General features: G+C 44.8%; 14 protein-coding genes, 2 tRNA genes and 3 rRNA genes (1 of these 19 cut by a window edge). All 19 read left to right on the forward strand.

Features of this window, described 5'->3' with window-relative positions; all coding sequences use genetic code 11:
• Positions 1-17 precede the first annotated feature (17 nt).
• A complete protein-coding gene (ftsH, locus tag ABC357_RS20955) occupies positions 18-2,072 on the forward strand; it encodes an ATP-dependent zinc metalloprotease FtsH (RefSeq protein WP_412889499.1) in 2,055 nt (684 codons plus the stop codon).
• 211 nt (positions 2,073-2,283) lie between these two features.
• A complete protein-coding gene (locus tag ABC357_RS20960) occupies positions 2,284-3,069 on the forward strand; it encodes a type III pantothenate kinase (protein ID WP_412889500.1) in 786 nt (261 codons plus the stop codon).
• 19 nt (positions 3,070-3,088) lie between these two features.
• Positions 3,089-3,967: an Hsp33 family molecular chaperone HslO gene (hslO, locus tag ABC357_RS20965; protein WP_412889501.1), complete on the forward strand. Its 879-nt coding sequence runs from the start codon at positions 3,089-3,091 to the stop codon at positions 3,965-3,967.
• Between the two features lie 44 nt (positions 3,968-4,011).
• Positions 4,012-4,872 carry a peptidyl-prolyl cis-trans isomerase gene (locus tag ABC357_RS20970; RefSeq protein WP_412890091.1) on the forward strand — a complete coding sequence of 287 codons (861 nt, stop codon included), beginning with the start codon at positions 4,012-4,014 and terminating at the stop codon, positions 4,870-4,872.
• Between the two features lie 205 nt (positions 4,873-5,077).
• Complete coding sequence (gene cysK, locus ABC357_RS20975; RefSeq protein WP_412889502.1) at positions 5,078-6,001, forward strand: cysteine synthase A; 924 nt, start codon at positions 5,078-5,080, stop codon at positions 5,999-6,001.
• A gap of 205 nt (positions 6,002-6,206) precedes the next feature.
• Positions 6,207-7,643: an anthranilate synthase component I family protein gene (locus ABC357_RS20980; RefSeq protein ID WP_412890092.1), complete on the forward strand. Its 1,437-nt coding sequence runs from the start codon at positions 6,207-6,209 to the stop codon at positions 7,641-7,643.
• Entirely contained in the window at positions 7,624-8,220 is a 597-nt protein-coding gene (gene pabA, locus ABC357_RS20985) for an aminodeoxychorismate/anthranilate synthase component II (RefSeq protein WP_412889503.1), read from the forward strand. Before ABC357_RS20980 ends, pabA begins: the two co-directional genes overlap by 20 nt.
• The gene (gene pabC, locus ABC357_RS20990; RefSeq protein WP_412889504.1) at positions 8,217-9,080 is read left to right on the forward strand and encodes an aminodeoxychorismate lyase; all 864 of its coding nucleotides are present in this window, start codon (positions 8,217-8,219) and stop codon (positions 9,078-9,080) included. Before pabA ends, pabC begins: the two co-directional genes overlap by 4 nt.
• 4 nt (positions 9,081-9,084) lie before the next feature.
• The gene (folP, locus tag ABC357_RS20995; RefSeq protein ID WP_412889505.1) at positions 9,085-9,942 is read left to right on the forward strand and encodes a dihydropteroate synthase; all 858 of its coding nucleotides are present in this window, start codon (positions 9,085-9,087) and stop codon (positions 9,940-9,942) included.
• Positions 9,935-10,297 carry a dihydroneopterin aldolase gene (gene folB / locus ABC357_RS21000; protein ID WP_412889506.1) on the forward strand — a complete coding sequence of 121 codons (363 nt, stop codon included), beginning with the start codon at positions 9,935-9,937 and terminating at the stop codon, positions 10,295-10,297. Before folP ends, folB begins: the two co-directional genes overlap by 8 nt.
• Positions 10,297-10,824 carry a 2-amino-4-hydroxy-6-hydroxymethyldihydropteridine diphosphokinase gene (gene folK, locus ABC357_RS21005; protein ID WP_412889507.1) on the forward strand — a complete coding sequence of 176 codons (528 nt, stop codon included), beginning with the start codon at positions 10,297-10,299 and terminating at the stop codon, positions 10,822-10,824. Before folB ends, folK begins: the two co-directional genes overlap by 1 nt.
• Positions 10,776-10,988 (forward strand): helix-turn-helix domain-containing protein, encoded by a 213-nt coding sequence (locus ABC357_RS21010; protein ID WP_412889508.1) that lies wholly within the window; start codon positions 10,776-10,778, stop codon positions 10,986-10,988. Before folK ends, ABC357_RS21010 begins: the two co-directional genes overlap by 49 nt.
• Positions 10,989-11,046: 58 nt before the next feature.
• Positions 11,047-12,051 (forward strand): tRNA dihydrouridine synthase DusB, encoded by a 1,005-nt coding sequence (dusB, locus tag ABC357_RS21015; protein WP_412889509.1) that lies wholly within the window; start codon positions 11,047-11,049, stop codon positions 12,049-12,051.
• A gap of 226 nt (positions 12,052-12,277) precedes the next feature.
• Positions 12,278-13,762 carry a lysine--tRNA ligase gene (lysS, locus tag ABC357_RS21020; protein WP_412889510.1) on the forward strand — a complete coding sequence of 495 codons (1,485 nt, stop codon included), beginning with the start codon at positions 12,278-12,280 and terminating at the stop codon, positions 13,760-13,762.
• 649 nt (positions 13,763-14,411) lie between these two features.
• A 16S ribosomal RNA gene (locus ABC357_RS21025) occupies positions 14,412-15,962 on the forward strand.
• 217 nt (positions 15,963-16,179) lie between these two features.
• Positions 16,180-19,115 (forward strand): 23S ribosomal RNA (locus ABC357_RS21030).
• A 64-nt stretch (positions 19,116-19,179) separates the two neighbouring features.
• Positions 19,180-19,295 (forward strand): 5S ribosomal RNA (rrf, locus tag ABC357_RS21035).
• Together the 16S, 23S and 5S rRNA genes with 2 tRNA genes alongside form the textbook arrangement of a ribosomal RNA operon.
• A gap of 10 nt (positions 19,296-19,305) precedes the next feature.
• Positions 19,306-19,381 (forward strand) — tRNA-Val (locus tag ABC357_RS21040).
• A 16-nt stretch (positions 19,382-19,397) separates the two neighbouring features.
• Positions 19,398-19,399, forward strand: a tRNA-Thr gene (locus ABC357_RS21045); it runs 74 nt beyond the window's last position.

The raw sequence follows: 19,399 nt of genomic DNA on the forward strand, positions 1-19,399 counted from the left end.
GTGGGAGGAGGTAAGGAATGAATCGGATCTTCCGTAATACCATTTTCTATTTATTGATCCTTTTGGTCATTATTGGTATTGTGAGTCTTTTCACCAACAATAATGAAGCTGATAAAGATATAAGCCAAAATCAATTCATCAATTACTTGAATGAAGGCAAAGTTAAGAATTTCACCTTACAGCCTGAGAGCGGCGTCTATTCAGTCCAAGGACAATTAAAGGATGCTAAAAAAGGTGAGGTTTTCTCTTCTTTCGTTGTTAACAGCGATTCAACAATGAAAGATATCCATGATGCTGTCGATAAAACCGGCGCTGAAATGAAAGTTCTGAAGGCGAAGGAAACAAGCGGCTGGGTTACATTCCTGACAGGGATTATTCCATTCATCATCATGTTTGTCCTCTTCTTCTTCTTACTGAACCAAGCTCAAGGCGGCGGAGGCCGTGTGATGAACTTCGGTAAGAGTAAAGCTAAGCTATACGATGACCAGAAGAAGAAAGTCCGTTTCCCGGATGTTGCCGGAGCGGATGAAGAAAAGCAAGAGCTTGTTGAAGTGGTTGAGTTCCTGAAGGACCCTCGCAAGTTTGCCGAAGTCGGCGCGCGCATTCCTAAAGGCGTGCTTTTAGTGGGACCTCCAGGTACCGGTAAAACATTATTGGCTAGAGCTGTTGCTGGTGAAGCGGGTGTACCTTTCTTCTCCATCTCAGGTTCTGACTTCGTTGAGATGTTTGTCGGTGTGGGTGCATCACGTGTTCGTGATTTGTTTGAAAATGCGAAGAAAAATGCGCCTTGTATCATTTTCATTGATGAAATTGATGCTGTTGGCCGTCAGCGTGGAGCTGGATTAGGCGGAGGCCACGATGAGCGTGAGCAAACCCTGAACCAGTTGCTTGTTGAAATGGATGGTTTCGGAGTGAACGAAGGAATCATTATCATTGCTGCGACAAATAGACCTGACATCTTGGATCCAGCCTTGCTGCGCCCAGGACGTTTCGATAGACAAATCACAGTAGGACGTCCGGATGTCAAAGGCCGTGAAGCTGTATTGCAAGTCCATGCACGCAATAAGCCGCTGGATGATACCGTCGATCTTAAAGCAATCGCTACAAGAACGCCTGGTTTCTCTGGGGCCGATTTAGAAAATCTATTGAATGAAGCCGCTCTTGTGGCCGCTCGTCAAAATAAGAAAAAAATTGATATGGCTGATATTGACGAGGCGACGGACCGTGTTATTGCGGGACCTGCCAAGAAGAATCGTGTCATTTCCAAAAAAGAACGAAATATTGTAGCTTTCCATGAAGCGGGCCATACGGTTATCGGTATGGTGCTTGATGAGGCTGAAGTAGTCCATAAGGTTACAATTGTTCCGCGTGGCCAAGCTGGCGGATATGCAGTAATGCTACCGAAGGAAGACCGTTTCTTCATGACAAAACCGGAGTTATTGGACAAAATTGTCGGATTGCTCGGCGGCCGCGTTGCTGAAGAAATTGTATTCGGTGAAGTAAGTACCGGTGCACATAATGACTTCCAGCGTGCGACAGCTATTGCACGAAGCATGGTAACTGAATATGGCATGAGCGATAAGCTTGGACCACTGCAATTCGGTTCAACTCAAGGCGGCCAAGTATTCCTAGGCCGTGACTTCAATAATGAACAGAATTATTCTGATGCTATCGCTTATGACATTGACCTTGAAGTGCAACGTTTCATTAAGGAATCTTATGAAAGAGCTAAGACAATTCTTACTGAAAACCGCGCTAAGCTTGACTTGATTGCCACAACATTGCTTGATGTGGAAACATTGGATGCCGATCAAATTAAAGGGCTTTTCGAAAATGGCAAATTGCCGGAACGGAAATACCAAACGTTGAATGGTAAACTTGACTCTGATGATGGCGATATCAAAGTGAATATCGGCAAGAAGGATGAAGGAAAAGAGGCGGTTAATCCTCCATTGGATGAACAGTCAGCTCCTGAGATCAATGAAAAACGTGAAGATCAGGAAACACCTTCTATTCCAGAGGGCAATATGCAAGATAAGCCGAACGGATTTCCAACTGATAGAAAAGAATAATCTGTAGGTTAAATAAAACCGGTCCCTGTTACAGGGACCGGTTTTTCGTAGCTTCATTGTATGCATCCCCCGAAAAAAACAAAAAAGTGTAACGTTACAAACTCATGCAACTAAGCAAAATAAGGTATGCGGGATTTCAAAATTTCGGTAAAGACATGAGTATGGTATGATGTGAAGGTGCAAAGATGAATTCGTAAAAAGTGGTGAGAAAATGATTTTAGTATTGGATGTCGGCAACACAAATACAGTGATAGGCGTGTACGAGCAAGATGAGTTAAAATACCATTGGCGCATCGAAACAAGCCGCCGTAAAACAGAAGATGAATATGGAATGACCATTAAACTTTTGCTTGAGCATGCAGATTTACATTTTTCTCATATTGATGGAATTATTATATCTTCCGTAGTTCCTCCCATCATGCCGGTACTTGAACGGATGTGCGAACTATATTTTAAACGGACTCCTATTATTGTAGGACCTGGAATCAAGACAGGATTAAACATTAAGTATGATAACCCTAAAGAAGTCGGAGCGGACAGAATTGTCAATGCTGTTGCAGCGATCCACCAATATGGCGGACCATTGATTATCGTCGATTTTGGCACTGCGACGACCTATTGCTATATAAATGAAAAGAAACAATATATGGGAGGAGCTATTGCGCCAGGTATTGGAATTTCGACTGAAGCCCTTTATTCACAGGCGTCGAAGCTTCCCCGCATAGAATTAAGCAAACCGGACTCCATTGTCGGCAAATCGACTATTGGTGCTATGCAATCCGGTATTCTATATGGATATGTAGGACAGGTTGAAGGAATTGTATCAAGAATGAAGGCACAAAGTATAGAAGAGCCAAAAGTAATCGCTACAGGAGGACTATCGTCCCTTATTGCGAGTGAGGCCGATATCATCGATGTGGTCGATCCGTATTTAACATTGACCGGGTTGCGCCTCATTTACCAAAGAAACAAAGAACATGGAGCAAAACATATATAAGAACAGGAGAATGAATTACATGAAAGATTATTTAGTAAAAGCACTTGGATATAATGGGCAAGTCAGAGCATATGCGGTCTCGACAACGGAAACAGTCGGCGAAGCACAACGACGCCATTATACTTGGCCTACCGCTTCAGCAGCTCTTGGACGCTCTATGACTGCTGGTGTTATGATGGGTGCCATGCTGAAAGGCGATGACAAATTAACCATAAAAATTGAAGGCGGCGGCCCAATCGGCACTATTTTAGTTGATAGTAATGCCAAGGGGGAAGTGCGCGGCTATGTGACGAATCCGCAAACTCATTTTGATTTGAATGAACATGGCAAATTGGATGTACGGAGAGCAGTGGGGACAGACGGTATGCTTACTGTTGTGAAGGATATAGGTTTGCGGGATTATTTCACAGGGCAAACGCCTATCATTTCAGGTGAGCTTGGTGATGATTTCACTTATTATTTAGTTACTTCAGAGCAAGTCCCTTCCTCTGTCGGAGTAGGAGTTCTAGTGAATCCAGACAATACTATCCAAGCAGCTGGAGGGTTCATCCTGCAATTGCTTCCAGGTGCAGAAGAGGAAACAATATCTGCTATTGAAGACCGTTTGAAAACAATCCGGCCTATTTCTACTTTAATAAAAGAAGGTCTAACCCCTGAAGGCATTCTGGAAGAATTGCTAGGGGAAGGAAATGTGCAGATTCTTGAAACAATGCCAGTAGGTTTCGTTTGTCAATGCTCAAAAGACAGAATTGAAAATGCGCTGATCAGTTTGGGCAAGGATGAGATACGCCATATTATCGAAGAAGATGGACATGCGGAAGCTAATTGCCACTTCTGTAATGAAAAGTACCATTTTACTAAGGAGGAGCTTGAACAATTAGAAAAAGACGCCCAGTAAGACGGAGTGCCATTCCGTTTTCAAAAAAAACGTTACTTATAATCATTGCAGTGCTAGTGATTCTAAATATCGTAACGCTTCTTTTAGCTAACAGACCTTTTTCATCTGGCCAAGCTGGCTCCTCTAGGGAAGAAATCGCATCTGTCGGTAATGTGTCTATTACGAGGGAACAACTGTGGAGAGAGTTAGAGAAACGGTACGGTCAAGAAACTTTATCGCATCTTATTGATAATGAAGTGGTGAAACAGACGGCAAAAGATCTGAATGTATCTGTTTCTGAGGATGAATTAAAAACAGAACTGGTTTTTATTAAAACTCTATATGGATCGTATGATCAAAGCGCCGCACAAAACGAAGGGGCTTGGGAACAGCAGATTAGAAACCGCATTTTGCTTGAAAAGCTATTAGTCCATGATGTGAAGGTGAAGGAAGAAAGGGCAAGGCAGCAATACGACCAAAACCCTGAAGCTTATAAAATTCCGACAACTTATCATCTTTCACATATAGTGGTCGATACGAAAAAACAAGCGAAGCAAGTGGTTGAAGAACTGAAAGAGGGCGCTTCATTCAGCGCTTTAGCCAAAGAGAAATCAACAGATGATGCCTCTGTTTCTACGGGTGGAGATATCGGTTATCTTTCTAAAAAACAAACCCGCTATGCTGCACGCTATATAGAAGAAGCAGCCGAGCTTAAAAAGCATAAATACAGTAAACCATTCAAAGTGAAGGATGGGTACAGCATCATCTACCTAAACGAAAAAATTAAAAAGAAAACCTACCCTTTCAGTGAAGTTAAAGGGATGATTGAAAGGCAGCTGGCTCTTGAAGAAATGTCCGGTTCGCTTACCGCAGACTATTTCTGGAAAGACCGTGATGTTGAGAATAATTATAAGGTAAGTGAATAAAAAAGAAGAATACGTGCTTTTTGCCGTATTCTTCTTTTTTATGATGCAGGGAAAACAGCGGTTTTATATAGGTGCAAACAGGTTAATAAAAGAGAAGAGCGAATTATAATAAAATTGGGCATTTAATGGATTGACAAATCGGAGTGTAAAATGTAAATTGTTTATAAAACCAATAAAAATACTTGGAATTAGGGAGTGGATGGAGATGGCTAAAGTGGCAAATTCAGTAACAGAGCTAGTGGGTCAAACACCAATCGTTAAATTGAATCGTTTGGTTGATGAAAATAGTGCGGATGTCTATTTAAAGCTTGAATACATGAACCCGGGAAGCTCTGTTAAAGATCGGATTGCTCTTGCTATGATTGAGAGTGCCGAAGAAAAAGGACTTTTAAAGCCAGGTGCTACGATTATTGAGCCAACAAGCGGAAATACAGGGATCGGATTAGCGATGGTGGCTGCTGCAAAGGGATATAAGGCTATCTTGACAATGCCCGAGACGATGAGTATGGAACGCAGAAACCTGCTGCGTGCTTATGGGGCAGAAATTGTTTTGACTCCAGGACCGGATGGCATGGGCGGCGCTATCAGAAAAGCAGAGGAATTAGCCAAAGAGCATGGTTATTTCATGCCGCAACAATTCAATAATGAAGCCAATCCTGAAATTCACCGCCATACAACAGGTAAGGAAATAGTATCCCAACTGGATTCTTTGGATGCATTTGTGGCAGGTGTTGGAACCGGCGGTACAATCACTGGCGTGGGCGAGGTATTGCGTGAAGCGTTCCCTGGCATTGAAATAGTGGCAGTGGAACCATCCGATTCTCCTGTCCTATCTGGTGGAAAGCCAGGTCCCCATAAAATTCAAGGAATCGGCGCAGGTTTTGTGCCTAAAGTGTTAAATACAGATGTGTATGACGAAATCATTCAGGTACACAATGAAGAAGCGTTTGAATATGCTCGCCGCGCAGCGAAAGAAGAAGGGATACTGGGTGGAATTTCATCAGGAGCTGCGATATCAGCTGCATTGCAGGTGGCTAAACGTTTAGGGAAAGGCAAAAGCGTATTGGCCATTATTCCGAGCAATGGGGAACGTTATTTAAGTACGCCTCTTTATAATTTTGAAAAATAAGCAAGATCGGATAGAAGGAGCATCCTCCATGAAAGAGGGGTGCTCCTTTTGTTTATGAAGGAATTGATTCGTGTACACAACTTCCTTCCCGAAGAGATAGGCCGTGATAAACAGGTGAAAAATTTTCTATATAAAAGAGGGGTGCTCATAGTACACTAAGGAGAAGAGTGCAGTCTATGTTTTAAAGTAGGAGTGAATGAATGCAATGATGCAACTATACAGCAAGCAAGTGCCGTTTAACCGGGATGCTTTTTTTGCCGCTTATAAAAGGCTATCTAAATGGGAAGAAAACCATGTGCTCCTTGAAAGCGGCCGGGGAGGAAGGTATTCCATCTGTGGGATTTCACCTGCCGCCATACTGGAAGGAACAGATACGGGATTGGAAATTCGTAATCGACAAGGAGAATCGGAGTATCTTTCGGGCGATCCATTATTATTGATGAAAGATTGGATGGGTGCCAGAAAAATGGAGCATAGGAGTGACCTGCCTGACTTTCAGGGAGGGGCTATCGGTTTTATATCATATGATTATGCCCGCTCTATTGAAAAGCTTCCGTCGATGGCTGAGGATGATCTTCGTGTGCCTGCTCTATATTTTATGGTTTTTGATGAGATTGCCGTGTTTGATCACCACTCCCACATTCTTTATTTGATGAAAATTGGGAACGCAAAGGAACAGCCTGCTTGTTTTTCTCGATTGAATGAAATGGAAATGTTATTCACTTCCCATGATGATGAAGAAAGAGTAAGTGATCGAGCGATAGAAGAGAAGGAACGGGAAATTTCGGTTTCCATGACAGAGAAAGCGTTCATTGATGCAGTCAAACGAATACAGGCTTATATTGCAGCAGGTGATTTATTTCAGGTCAATTTGTCTGTCAGACGATCACAACCCCTCATATCACAACCTCTCGACGTCTATGAACAACTGAGAACGATAAACCCCTCCCCTTATATGAGCTATTTGCATAGCCCATCCTTTCAAGTGGCAAGCGGTTCGCCGGAACTGCTGGTTAAAAAGAAAGGCAATCAGGTAAGCACAAGGCCGATCGCTGGCACGAGGTCGCGTGGGATGTCGGCCGAAGAGGATGCACAGTTAGTGAAAGAGTTACTGGAGAACGAGAAAGAACGGGCGGAGCATGTCATGCTGGTTGATTTGGAACGCAATGATCTGGGGCGTGTATGTGCATATGGCACTGTTGAGGTAGATGAATTCATGGCAGTTGAAAAATATTCCCATGTAATGCATATCGTCTCCAATGTAAAAGGGTTGCTGGCGGAACAGTACGATGGATACGATGCAATTAGGGCGGTTTTCCCAGGAGGCACCATTACAGGCGCTCCCAAAGTAAGGACGATGGAAGTGATTGAAGAATTAGAGCCTGTAAGGAGAGGGATTTATACAGGTTCTATAGGATGGATTGGTTTTGATGAGGATTTGGAATTGAATATTGTCATCCGGACACTTTTCGTGAAAGAGGGTGTGGGCCATATACAAGCAGGTGCTGGCGTTGTCGTCGATTCAAAGCCAATCTATGAATATAAGGAAAGCCTCAAGAAAGCTGCTGCTTTATGGAAAGCGGTAGAAATGGCCAATGAACAAGCGGAAGCAGGTGTAGACGATGATTCTGATGATCGATAATTATGATTCCTTTACGTATAATATTGTGCAATACGTCGGAGAAATGGGACAAGAACTCATTGTGAAAAGAAATGATGAAATTACGCTCGAAGAAATCGAGCAAATGCAGCCGGCATACATTATGATTTCACCTGGCCCATGCAGCCCCAATGAAGCGGGAATCAGCCTGGAAGTAATACGTTCATTTGCAGGTGAAATTCCGATTTTCGGCATTTGTCTCGGCCAGCAATCAATCGGCCAATCGTTTGGGGCAAGAGTTGTACAAGCGCCTGAATTGATGCACGGTAAAACCTCAGCGGTCTTTCATGACGGCAGGACTATTTTTGAGGGATTGCCAAGTCCATTTCAGGCAACCAGATACCACTCTTTAATTGTCGACAAAGACACCCTTCCTGAATGCCTAGAGGTATCGGCATGGACTGAGGAAGGGCATATCATGGCCATCAGGCACCGCGAGCTTCCGATAGAAGGAGTCCAATTTCATCCGGAGTCCATTATGACTGAATACGGAAAAGAAATGCTGCATCAATTCTTACTGATGAACAAACGGCAGGATGAGTTTTTGGTGATAGAATGATTATATATGTGAATGGAGAGTACGTCCGGGAAGAGGAAGCCCGAATATCTCCTTTTGATCATGGTTTTTTATATGGAATGGGACTATTCGAAACGATAAGGATGTATAACGGATTTCCTTTTTTACTGAGCGACCATTTAGACCGTTTGCAACAGAGCCTGAAGAGCCTGTATATTGAATTTGACCTCGATTATAAAGAGATAAGGATAATTATCGAGCGGCTTCTTCACTTAAACCAACTGAAGAATGCGCGCATCCGTTTAAATGTAACGGCCGGTGAAGGACCGGTGGGATTGCCTGCTGGGCCGTACAAGTGTGTCAAAGTCATCATTTTCATAAGTTCTCTACCTGAAGCGCAGAAGAACATCGAAGAACGGAGGGCGCGTTTCCTAGAATTAAGGCGTAATTCCCCGGAGGGCCCTTACCGATTGAAATCGCATCATTATGGGAACAATATAGCTGCCAAAATGGAACTTCAGGGGGAAAAGGGAGTAGAAGGGCTTTTTTTGGATAAAGAAGGGGCGGTAGCGGAGGGAATTGCCTCCAATATCTTTTGGGTATCAGAAGGCCGCTTGTTTACACCGGACCTTGAGACTGGCATTTTACCAGGAATTACGAGACAATTTATCAAGTTACTGGCAGCTAAAAAAGGCATACCGTTTGAAGAAGGAATATATCCTGCAAATACGCTTCGGCAAGCGTCAGAAGTATTTCTGACCAATTCAATACAAGAAATAGTGGCTATTAAACAAATAGAGGGAATCGGTGTTTATAAAGGAAGTGCAGGACCGGTCGCGCAACAATTATTTCAGTCTTATCAAAGGAATAGGGAAAAATTGCTTTCGGTCAATCAACTATAGATAAATGGGTGAGGAAGAATTGGCGAATAGACAAAAAATGATACAGTGCGGAAAATATAGTTTAGATTTTAGCAAGAAGACATTGATCATGGGTATCTTGAACATCACTCCCGATTCTTTTTCGGATGGCGGTTCTTTTTTCGATATTGAAAAAGCAGTGGAGCATGCCAGACAGTTAGTGATGGATGGAGCGGATATCATTGATATCGGCGGAGAATCAACAAGGCCCGGCGCGGCAGTTGTTTCGGCTGAAGAAGAAATGGAAAGGGTCATTCCTGTCATCAAGGCGATAACGGATGAAATAGATGTCCCTATTTCAATCGATACATACAAAGCGGATGTTGCCAGAGAAGCGATCCATGCTGGTGCGCACATTATCAATGATGTTTGGGGCGGCAAAGCAGATGAAAGAATGTACGTGACGGCAGCTGAATTGGATGTTCCTTACATTCTTATGCATAATCGAGATCATTTGGATTATCAGCACTTTATCCGGGATAGTTTTACAGATTTGTATGAATGCATTCTTGCGGCAAAGAAAGCAGGCGTTCAGGATGAGAAAATTATTCTTGACCCGGGCATCGGCTTTGCGAAAAATTTGGATATGAATTTGGATATGATGGGCAATCTGAACCATCTTGTGGCATTAGGGTATCCTGTGTTGCTGGGAACATCCAAAAAATCTATGATCGGGGCTATTCTGGATCTTCCTCCTGATGAGAGAGTGGAAGGGACGATTGCTACTGTTTGTTTTGGAATCCAGCAAGGGTGCCAAATAATGAGGGTGCATAATGTTAAGGAAGTATCGAGGGCGGCAAAGGTAATGGATGCCCTTTTGACTGGGGGTAAAATAAATGGATAAAATATATGTGAATCAGATGGAGTTTTACGGATATCACGGGGTGTTGCCTGAGGAAACGAAGTTAGGGCAGCGTTTCAAGGTAGACCTAACTGTTGAATTGGATGTATCGGCTGCAGGAAAAAATGATGATTTAAACCGTTCCGTCAATTATGCAGAATTATTTGAGGTAACGCGTGAAATTGTTGAAGGGAAACCATATCAATTGATTGAAGCAGTAGCTGAACGGATAGCAGAAGCTGTACTGGATTCGTTTGAATTGATCGAATGGTGCACGGTCAAACTAATAAAACCTGATCCGCCGATTCCAGGGCATTATACATCAGTGGCAGTTGAGATTAAAAGGGGCAGGGTATAATGAAAAATACAGCCTACTTATCTTTAGGGTCTAATTTGGATGATCGATTAACGTATTTAAGGGAAGCGGTTGAACTTCTCCAGAAAGATGGGGAAATTGCTGTAGATTCCGTATCCTCCCTTTATGAAACAGATCCAGTTGGATACACCGACCAAGGGAATTTTTTGAATATCGTGGTGAAGCTGTATACAGATTACACCGCGGAGGATTTATTGGCCGTATGTATGGATATAGAGCAGCAATTAGGAAGAAAAAGGGTAATCAGATGGGGACCTCGGACAATTGACCTTGACATTTTACTCTATAATCAAGACAATATTGATTCAGACGACCTTTCTGTTCCACATCCCCGAATGCATGAGAGAGCTTTTGTCCTCATTCCGCTTTTGGAAATAGAACCATACATCAAGCTTCCAGCGATGGAAGAATCATTACGAGAGATGTTGGAACGTATACCTGATAAAGAAGGAGTACGATTATGGAAGCGGAAAAGTGGGGAAGACGCATTCGTGCATTTAGAAAATTAAAAGGGTACACACAGGATGGGCTGGCGAAACGATTGCTTGTTTCCGTTTCATTGCTAGGCGAGATTGAAAGAGGAAACCGGATGCCGACACAGCAATTTTTGCAGGAAGTGGCAGCAGCATTGGATGTTTCGCTAGAGGAATTACAGCCTCCTAAAGAAGAGTAAGCAGAGCGAGGATTGGGATAGAGGTACATGAACCAGCTCAACACAGGAGGAAAAATTCATGTTCAAAATAGGGAATGTAGATATTAAAAACCGCGTTGTATTGGCGCCTATGGCGGGCATTTGCAATTCTGCCTTCAGGCTGACCGTGAAAGAATTCGGCGCGGGACTTGTTTGTGCAGAGATGATCAGTGATAAAGGGATCGTTCTTAAAAATAAAAAATCGATGAATATGCTTTATATAGATGAAAGAGAAAAACCATTAAGCCTTCAAATCTTTGGAGGAGAGAAGAAATCATTGGTGGAAGCAGCCCAATTTGTCGATAAGAATTCGATAGCTGATATTATTGATATTAATATGGGATGCCCTGTACCGAAAATTACTAAAGTGGATGCAGGAGCGAAATGGCTGCTGGATCCTAATAAAATCTATGATATGGTTGCCGCTGTTGTGGATGCGGTAGACAAACCTGTAACGGTTAAAATGCGTATGGGTTGGGATGAGGACCATATATATGCAGTTGAGAATGCACGTGCAGTAGAAAGGGCAGGCGGGCAAGCCGTTTCCTTGCATGGAAGAACGCGCGTACAGTTGTACACAGGAACGTCTAATTGGGATATCATCCGTGAAGTGAAGGAAGCGGTCAATATTCCGATCATCGGAAATGGCGATGTCCTAACACCTCAAGATGCCGAAAGAATGCTGGCGGAAACAGGCTGTGACGGAGTTATGATCGGAAGAGCAGCACTCGGAAATCCATGGATGATATATCGCACAGTTAAATACCTGGAAACAGGGGAACTGGTAGATGAGCCGTCGCCCCGCGAGAAAATCGATGTCTGCGTTCTTCATTTGGACCGTCTAATCCATCTGAAGGATGAATACATTGCCGTTCGTGAAATGAGAAAGCATGCTTCTTATTATCTGAAGGGCATAAAAGGAAATGCGAAAGTGCGGGATCAAATCAACGAGTGTAACACTCGGGCAGAAATGGTAGCCGTATTGGAAACACTGTTGGAAGAAACAGAAAAGCAAGCAGTCATGAAGAAGATCCAGGCAGTATGATGGTTTGACTTTCCGATTGTCATTTTTTATAATACAACTTATTGAAAAGCTGCCAGTTGACCTGGCAGTTTTTTTCATAGTATGGAAGGATGGTCATCCTTAATAAATAGAATGGATGTGTGAAAAAAGATGTTTTCCCGTCCTTCTTTGTGTACAATAAGTAAAGATAATCAAGTTCGTTTATGAGCTGACATATATAAGAACAGAGAAAGTGGAGTGAGTAAGGATGAGTCATGAAGAATTAAACGATCAATTGTTGGTCAGACGCGAAAAAATGCAGAACATGATCGATGCAGGTAAAGATCCGTTCGGCACGCGTTATGAACGTACGCATCTGGCGCAGGAAATTTTGGATACATACGGTAACCAATCGAAAGAAGCGCTAGAAGAAAGCAAGCCTGAAGTCACAATTGCAGGCCGTATTATGACTAAGCGCGGCAAAGGGAAAGCTGGATTTGCGCATATTCAGGATTTATCAGGACAAATCCAAATTTATGTACGTAAGGATGAAATCGGCGAAGAAGCATATGAAGATTTCAAACATGCGGATCTTGGTGATATTGTTGGTATTAAAGGGACTGTCTTTATTACAAATGTAGGGGAACTGTCTGTTAAGGCAAAGGAATTCACTTTCCTGACAAAAGCATTGCGCCCTCTTCCTGATAAATTCCATGGCTTGAAAGATGTAGAGGAACGCTACCGTAAACGCTATGTAGATTTAATCATGAGTGAAGAAAGCAAGAGAACATTTGTTGCGAGAAGCAAAATTATTCAATCAATGCGCCGTTATTTGGATAGCAAGGGATACCTTGAGGTTGAAACGCCGATGATGCATACAATTGCAGGAGGAGCAGCTGCACGCCCGTTCGTGACGCACCATAATGCGCTTGATATGACATTGTACATGCGTATAGCAATTGAATTGCATCTGAAACGATTGATTGTGGGCGGCTTGGAAAAAGTATATGAAATCGGCCGTGTTTTCCGTAATGAGGGGACATCGACAAGACATAATCCTGAGTTCACAATGATTGAATTATATGAAGCGTATGCAGATTATAACGATATTATGGATCTAACAGAAAGCCTTATTGCCCATGTAACGGAAGAAGTACATGGAAAGACAGTCATCCAGTATGGAGAGTATGAAGTCGACTTGACTCCTAAATGGAAAAGAATCCATATTGTTGATGCGATCAAAGAACAAACAGGTGTGGATTTCTGGAAACATATGACGAAAGAAGAAGCACAGGCGGTTGCGAAAGAGCACGGCATTGAGGTAGCTCCTCATATGGAATTCGGACATGTGGTAAACGAATTTTTCGAACAAAAAGTAGAAGAAACGCTTATTCAACCTACTTTTATTTATGGTCATCCAGTTGAGATTTCGCCACTGGCCAAGAAAAATCCGGAAGATCCCCGATTTACAGATCGTTTTGAACTGTTTATTGTAGGCCGTGAACACGCAAATGCATTCACTGAGTTGAATGACCCAATCGACCAAAAACAACGATTTGAAGCTCAATTAAAAGAAAAAGAACAAGGAAACGATGAAGCGCATGAAATGGATGAAGACTTTATCGAGGCATTGGAATATGGTTTACCGCCTACCGGCGGCTTAGGAATTGGTGTGGACCGCCTGGTTATGCTATTGACGAATTCACCATCAATCCGCGATGTACTGTTATTCCCTTATATGAGACAACGGTAAGTATTTGTGAAATAAGAGGCAACTAAGTGGAAACACCCCAAACGTTAAATTTTCAATCTAATGTTTGGGGTGTTTTATTTATGGATAAATAGAGAGAAGGAAAAAAGAAAAATGCAGATACATTAAAAAGCCATGCGCCAAATAGAGGGAGTAAGATCTTTTTAAGGTGGAGCAACATCTTTTCGAGTATTTCTGTTCGGATAGTTTAGTAATAGAAAAAATAGTGATGAGGGGTAACAAAGTTTTAGGTCGCTATGTATTTTTTGATTTTTACATCTTTATTATTCTGGAAAACTTTTTTATAAAAACTATTGCACCCCTTAATAAATGATGGTATATTTATATCTGTTGTTAAGAACGACAGCCGAAATGCTTGATATGATTGAAAAACAAGCAAAAAAAGTTGTTGACACTTGATCAACCGGATGGTATGATAATAAAGTCGCTTACGAGTGACTGGAAAACATAGTTTAAAAAAGTTTTTAAAAAGTTGTTGACAAGCAATTTGATTGATGATATAATCTAAAAGCTGTCTACAGCAAATAATGTTCTTTGAAAACTAAACAAGACAACACGTCAACGTTAATTCTAAACGAAGTTCCAACAGAGTTGGAACAAACAAGTTTTATTTTATGAGCAAGTCAAACACTTATTGGAGAGTTTGATCCTGGCTCAGGACGAACGCTGGCGGCGTGCCTAATACATGCAAGTCGAGCGGACAGAAGGGAGCTTGCTCCCGGAAGTCAGCGGCGGACGGGTGAGTAACACGTGGGCAACCTGCCTATAAGACTGGGATAACTCCGGGAAACCGGGGCTAATACCGGATAGTTTCTTCCTCCACATGGAGGAAGAGGGAAAGATGGTTTCGGCTATCACTTATAGATGGGCCCGCGGTGCATTAGCTAGTTGGTAAGGTAACGGCTTACCAAGGCAACGATGCATAGCCGACCTGAGAGGGTGATCGGCCACACTGGGACTGAGACACGGCCCAGACTCCTACGGGAGGCAGCAGTAGGGAATCTTCCGCAATGGACGAAAGTCTGACGGAGCAACGCCGCGTGAACGAAGAAGGCCTTCGGGTCGTAAAGTTCTGTTGTTAGGGAAGAACAAGTACCAGAGTAACTGCTGGTACCTTGACGGTACCTAACCAGAAAGCCACGGCTAACTACGTGCCAGCAGCCGCGGTAATACGTAGGTGGCAAGCGTTGTCCGGAATTATTGGGCGTAAAGCGCGCGCAGGCGGTCCTTTAAGTCTGATGTGAAAGCCCACGGCTCAACCGTGGAGGGTCATTGGAAACTGGGGGACTTGAGTACAGAAGAGGAAAGCGGAATTCCAAGTGTAGCGGTGAAATGCGTAGATATTTGGAGGAACACCAGTGGCGAAGGCGGCTTTCTGGTCTGTAACTGACGCTGAGGCGCGAAAGCGTGGGGAGCAAACAGGATTAGATACCCTGGTAGTCCACGCCGTAAACGATGAGTGCTAAGTGTTAGAGGGTTTCCGCCCTTTAGTGCTGCAGCAAACGCATTAAGCACTCCGCCTGGGGAGTACGGTCGCAAGACTGAAACTCAAAGGAATTGACGGGGGCCCGCACAAGCGGTGGAGCATGTGGTTTAATTCGAAGCAACGCGAAGAACCTTACCAGGTCTTGACATCCTCTGACACTCCTAGAGATAGGACGTTCCCCTTCGGGGGACAGAGTGACAGGTGGTGCATGGTTGTCGTCAGCTCGTGTCGTGAGATGTTGGGTTAAGTCCCGCAACGAGCGCAACCCTTGATCTTAGTTGCCAGCATTCAGTTGGGCACTCTAAGGTGACTGCCGGTGACAAACCGGAGGAAGGTGGGGATGACGTCAAATCATCATGCCCCTTATGACCTGGGCTACACACGTGCTACAATGGATGGTACAAAGGGCAGCGAAACCGCGAGGTTTAGCCAATCCCATAAAGCCATTCTCAGTTCGGATTGCAGGCTGCAACTCGCCTGCATGAAGCCGGAATCGCTAGTAATCGCGGATCAGCATGCCGCGGTGAATACGTTCCCGGGCCTTGTACACACCGCCCGTCACACCACGAGAGTTTGTAACACCCGAAGTCGGTGGGGTAACCTTTATGGAGCCAGCCGCCTAAGGTGGGACAGATGATTGGGGTGAAGTCGTAACAAGGTAGCCGTATCGGAAGGTGCGGCTGGATCACCTCCTTTCTAAGGAAATTAGAAGAATGTTACGTGACTGTCTTGTTTAGTTTTGAGAGAGCATCATCTTTCTCAAAACTCAGTTGGATCAGCTTAGGCTGGCCGACAACATTGTTCCTTGAAAACTAGATAACAGTAAAGTAAACAAACACACCAAGTAACACCATCATTTCTTGCGAAATGATTTGAAGTACGCTTTGTACAACAAAGCGCCACTGACCATAATGGTTAAGTTAGAAAGGGCGCACGGTGGATGCCTTGGCACTAGGAGCCGATGAAGGACGGGACTAACACCGATATGCTTTGGGGAGCTGTAAGTAAGCTTTGATCCAGAGATTTCCGAATGGGGAAACCCACTGTTCGTAATGGAACAGTATCCTTACCTGAATACATAGGGTATGGAAGGCAGACCCGGGGAACTGAAACATCTAAGTACCCGGAGGAAGAGAAAGCAAACGCGATTTCCTGAGTAGCGGCGAGCGAAACGGAAGATAGCCCAAACCGAAAGGCTTGCCTTTCGGGGTTGTAGGACACTCTATATGGAGTTACAAAGGAACGGGGTAGATGAAGAGGCATGGAAAGGCCTGTCAAAGAAGGTAACAACCCTGTAGTCGAAACTTCGTTCCCTCTTGAGTGGATCCTGAGTACGGCGGGACACGAGGAATCCCGTCGGAAGCAGGGAGGACCATCTCCCAAGGCTAAATACTACCTAGTGACCGATAGTGAACCAGTACCGTGAGGGAAAGGTGAAAAGCACCCCGGGAGGGGAGTGAAATAGACCCTGAAACCGTGTGCCTACAAGTAGTCAGAGCTCATTCATGAGTGATGGCGTGCCTTTTGTAGAATGAACCGGCGAGTTACGATTACATGCAAGGTTAAGTTGAAGAGACGGAGCCGCAGCGAAAGCGAGTCTGAATAGGGCGAATGAGTATGTGGTCGTAGACCCGAAACCAGGTGATCTACCCATGTCCAGGGTGAAGTTCAGGTAACACTGAATGGAGGCCCGAACCCACGCACGTTGAAAAGTGCGGGGATGAGGTGTGGGTAGCGGAGAAATTCCAATCGAACCTGGAGATAGCTGGTTCTCTCCGAAATAGCTTTAGGGCTAGCCTCGATTGTTAGAGTCTTGGAGGTAGAGCACTGATTGGACTAGGGGCCCTCATCGGGTTACCGAATTCAGTCAAACTCCGAATGCCAAAGACTTATCATCGGGAGTCAGACTGCGAGTGATAAGATCCGTAGTCAAGAGGGAAACAGCCCAGACCACCAGCTAAGGTCCCAAAGTATACGTTAAGTGGAAAAGGATGTGGAGTTGCTTAGACAACCAGGATGTTGGCTTAGAAGCAGCCACCATTTAAAGAGTGCGTAATAGCTCACTGGTCGAGTGACTCTGCGCCGAAAATGTACCGGGGCTAAACGTATCACCGAAGCTGTGGATGCATACCGTATGGTATGCGTGGTAGGAGAGCGTTCTAAGTGCTGTGAAGTCAGACCGGAAGGACTGGTGGAGCGCTTAGAAGTGAGAATGCCGGTATGAGTAGCGAAAGAAGGGTGAGAATCCCTTCCACCGAATGCCTAAGGTTTCCTGAGGAAGGCTCGTCCGCTCAGGGTTAGTCGGGACCTAAGCCGAGGCCGAAAGGCGTAGGCGATGGACAACAGGTTGATATTCCTGTACCACCTCTTTATCGTTTGAGCAATGGAGGGACGCAGTAAGATAGAGTAAGCGCACTGTTGGATATGTGCGTCTAAGCAGTTAGGCTGGCAATGAGGCAAATCCCATTGCCGTGAAGGCGGAGCTGTGATAGCGAGGGAAATTTAGTACCGAAGTTCTTGATTCTACACTGCCAAGAAAAGCTTCTAGCGAGATAAAAGGTGCCCGTACCGCAAACCGACACAGGTAGGCGAGGAGAGAATCCTAAGGTGTGCGAGAGAACTCTCGTTAAGGAACTCGGCAAAATGACCCCGTAACTTCGGGAGAAGGGGTGCTCTGGTAGGGTGCAAGCCCGAGAGAGCCGCAGTGAATAGGCCCAGGCGACTGTTTAGCAAAAACACAGGTCTCTGCGAAGCCGCAAGGCGAAGTATAGGGGCTGACGCCTGCCCGGTGCTGGAAGGTTAAGAGGAGAGGTTAGCGCAAGCGAAGCTTTGAATCGAAGCCCCAGTAAACGGCGGCCGTAACTATAACGGTCCTAAGGTAGCGAAATTCCTTGTCGGGTAAGTTCCGACCCGCACGAAAGGCGTAACGATCTGGGCACTGTCTCAACGAGAGACTCGGTGAAATTATAGTACCTGTGAAGATGCAGGTTACCCGCGACAGGACGGAAAGACCCCGTGGAGCTTTACTGCAGCCTGATATTGAATTTTGGTACAGCTTGTACAGGATAGGTAGGAGCCTTTGAAGCCGGAGCGCTAGCTTCGGTGGAGGCGTCGGTGGGATACTACCCTGGTTGTATTGAAATTCTAACCCGCACCCCTTATCGGGGTGGGAGACAGTGTCAGGCGGGCAGTTTGACTGGGGCGGTCGCCTCCTAAAATGTAACGGAGGCGCCCAAAGGTTCCCTCAGAATGGTTGGAAATCATTCGTAGAGTGCAAAGGCATAAGGGAGCTTGACTGCGAGACCTACAAGTCGAGCAGGGACGAAAGTCGGGCTTAGTGATCCGGTGGTTCCGCATGGAAGGGCCATCGCTCAACGGATAAAAGCTACCCCGGGGATAACAGGCTTATCTCCCCCAAGAGTCCACATCGACGGGGAGGTTTGGCACCTCGATGTCGGCTCATCGCATCCTGGGGCTGTAGTCGGTCCCAAGGGTTGGGCTGTTCGCCCATTAAAGCGGTACGCGAGCTGGGTTCAGAACGTCGTGAGACAGTTCGGTCCCTATCCGTCGCGGGCGTAGGAAATTTGAGAGGAGCTGTCCTTAGTACGAGAGGACCGGGATGGACGCACCTCTGGTGTACCAGTTGTCTTGCCAAAGGCATCGCTGGGTAGCTATGTGCGGACGGGATAAGTGCTGAAAGCATCTAAGCATGAAGCCCCCCTCAAGATGAGATTTCCCATAGCGTCAAGCTAGTAAGACCCCTGAGAGATGATCAGGTTGATAGGTTCGAGATGGAAGTGTGGCGACACATGGAGTTGACGGATACTAATCGGTCGAGGACTTAACCAAATTGTTGTTTGATTTACTTTTGACTCTGTTATCTAGTTTTGAAGGAATAACATTCCTTTATATGTCTGGTAATGATGGCGAAGAGGCCACACCCGTTCCCATTCCGAACACGGAAGTTAAGCTCTTCAGCGCCGATGGTAGTTGGGGGTTTCCCCCTGTGAGAGTAGGACGTTGCCAGGCATACATATTTGGAGGATTAGCTCAGCTGGGAGAGCATCTGCCTTACAAGCAGAGGGTCGGCGGTTCGATCCCGTCATCCTCCACCATATTTTCTTTAATAATGC

This window comes from Bacillus kalamii (genome assembly GCF_047238185.1).
Classification (GTDB): Bacteria; Bacillota; Bacilli; order Bacillales; family DSM-1321; genus Bacillus_AD.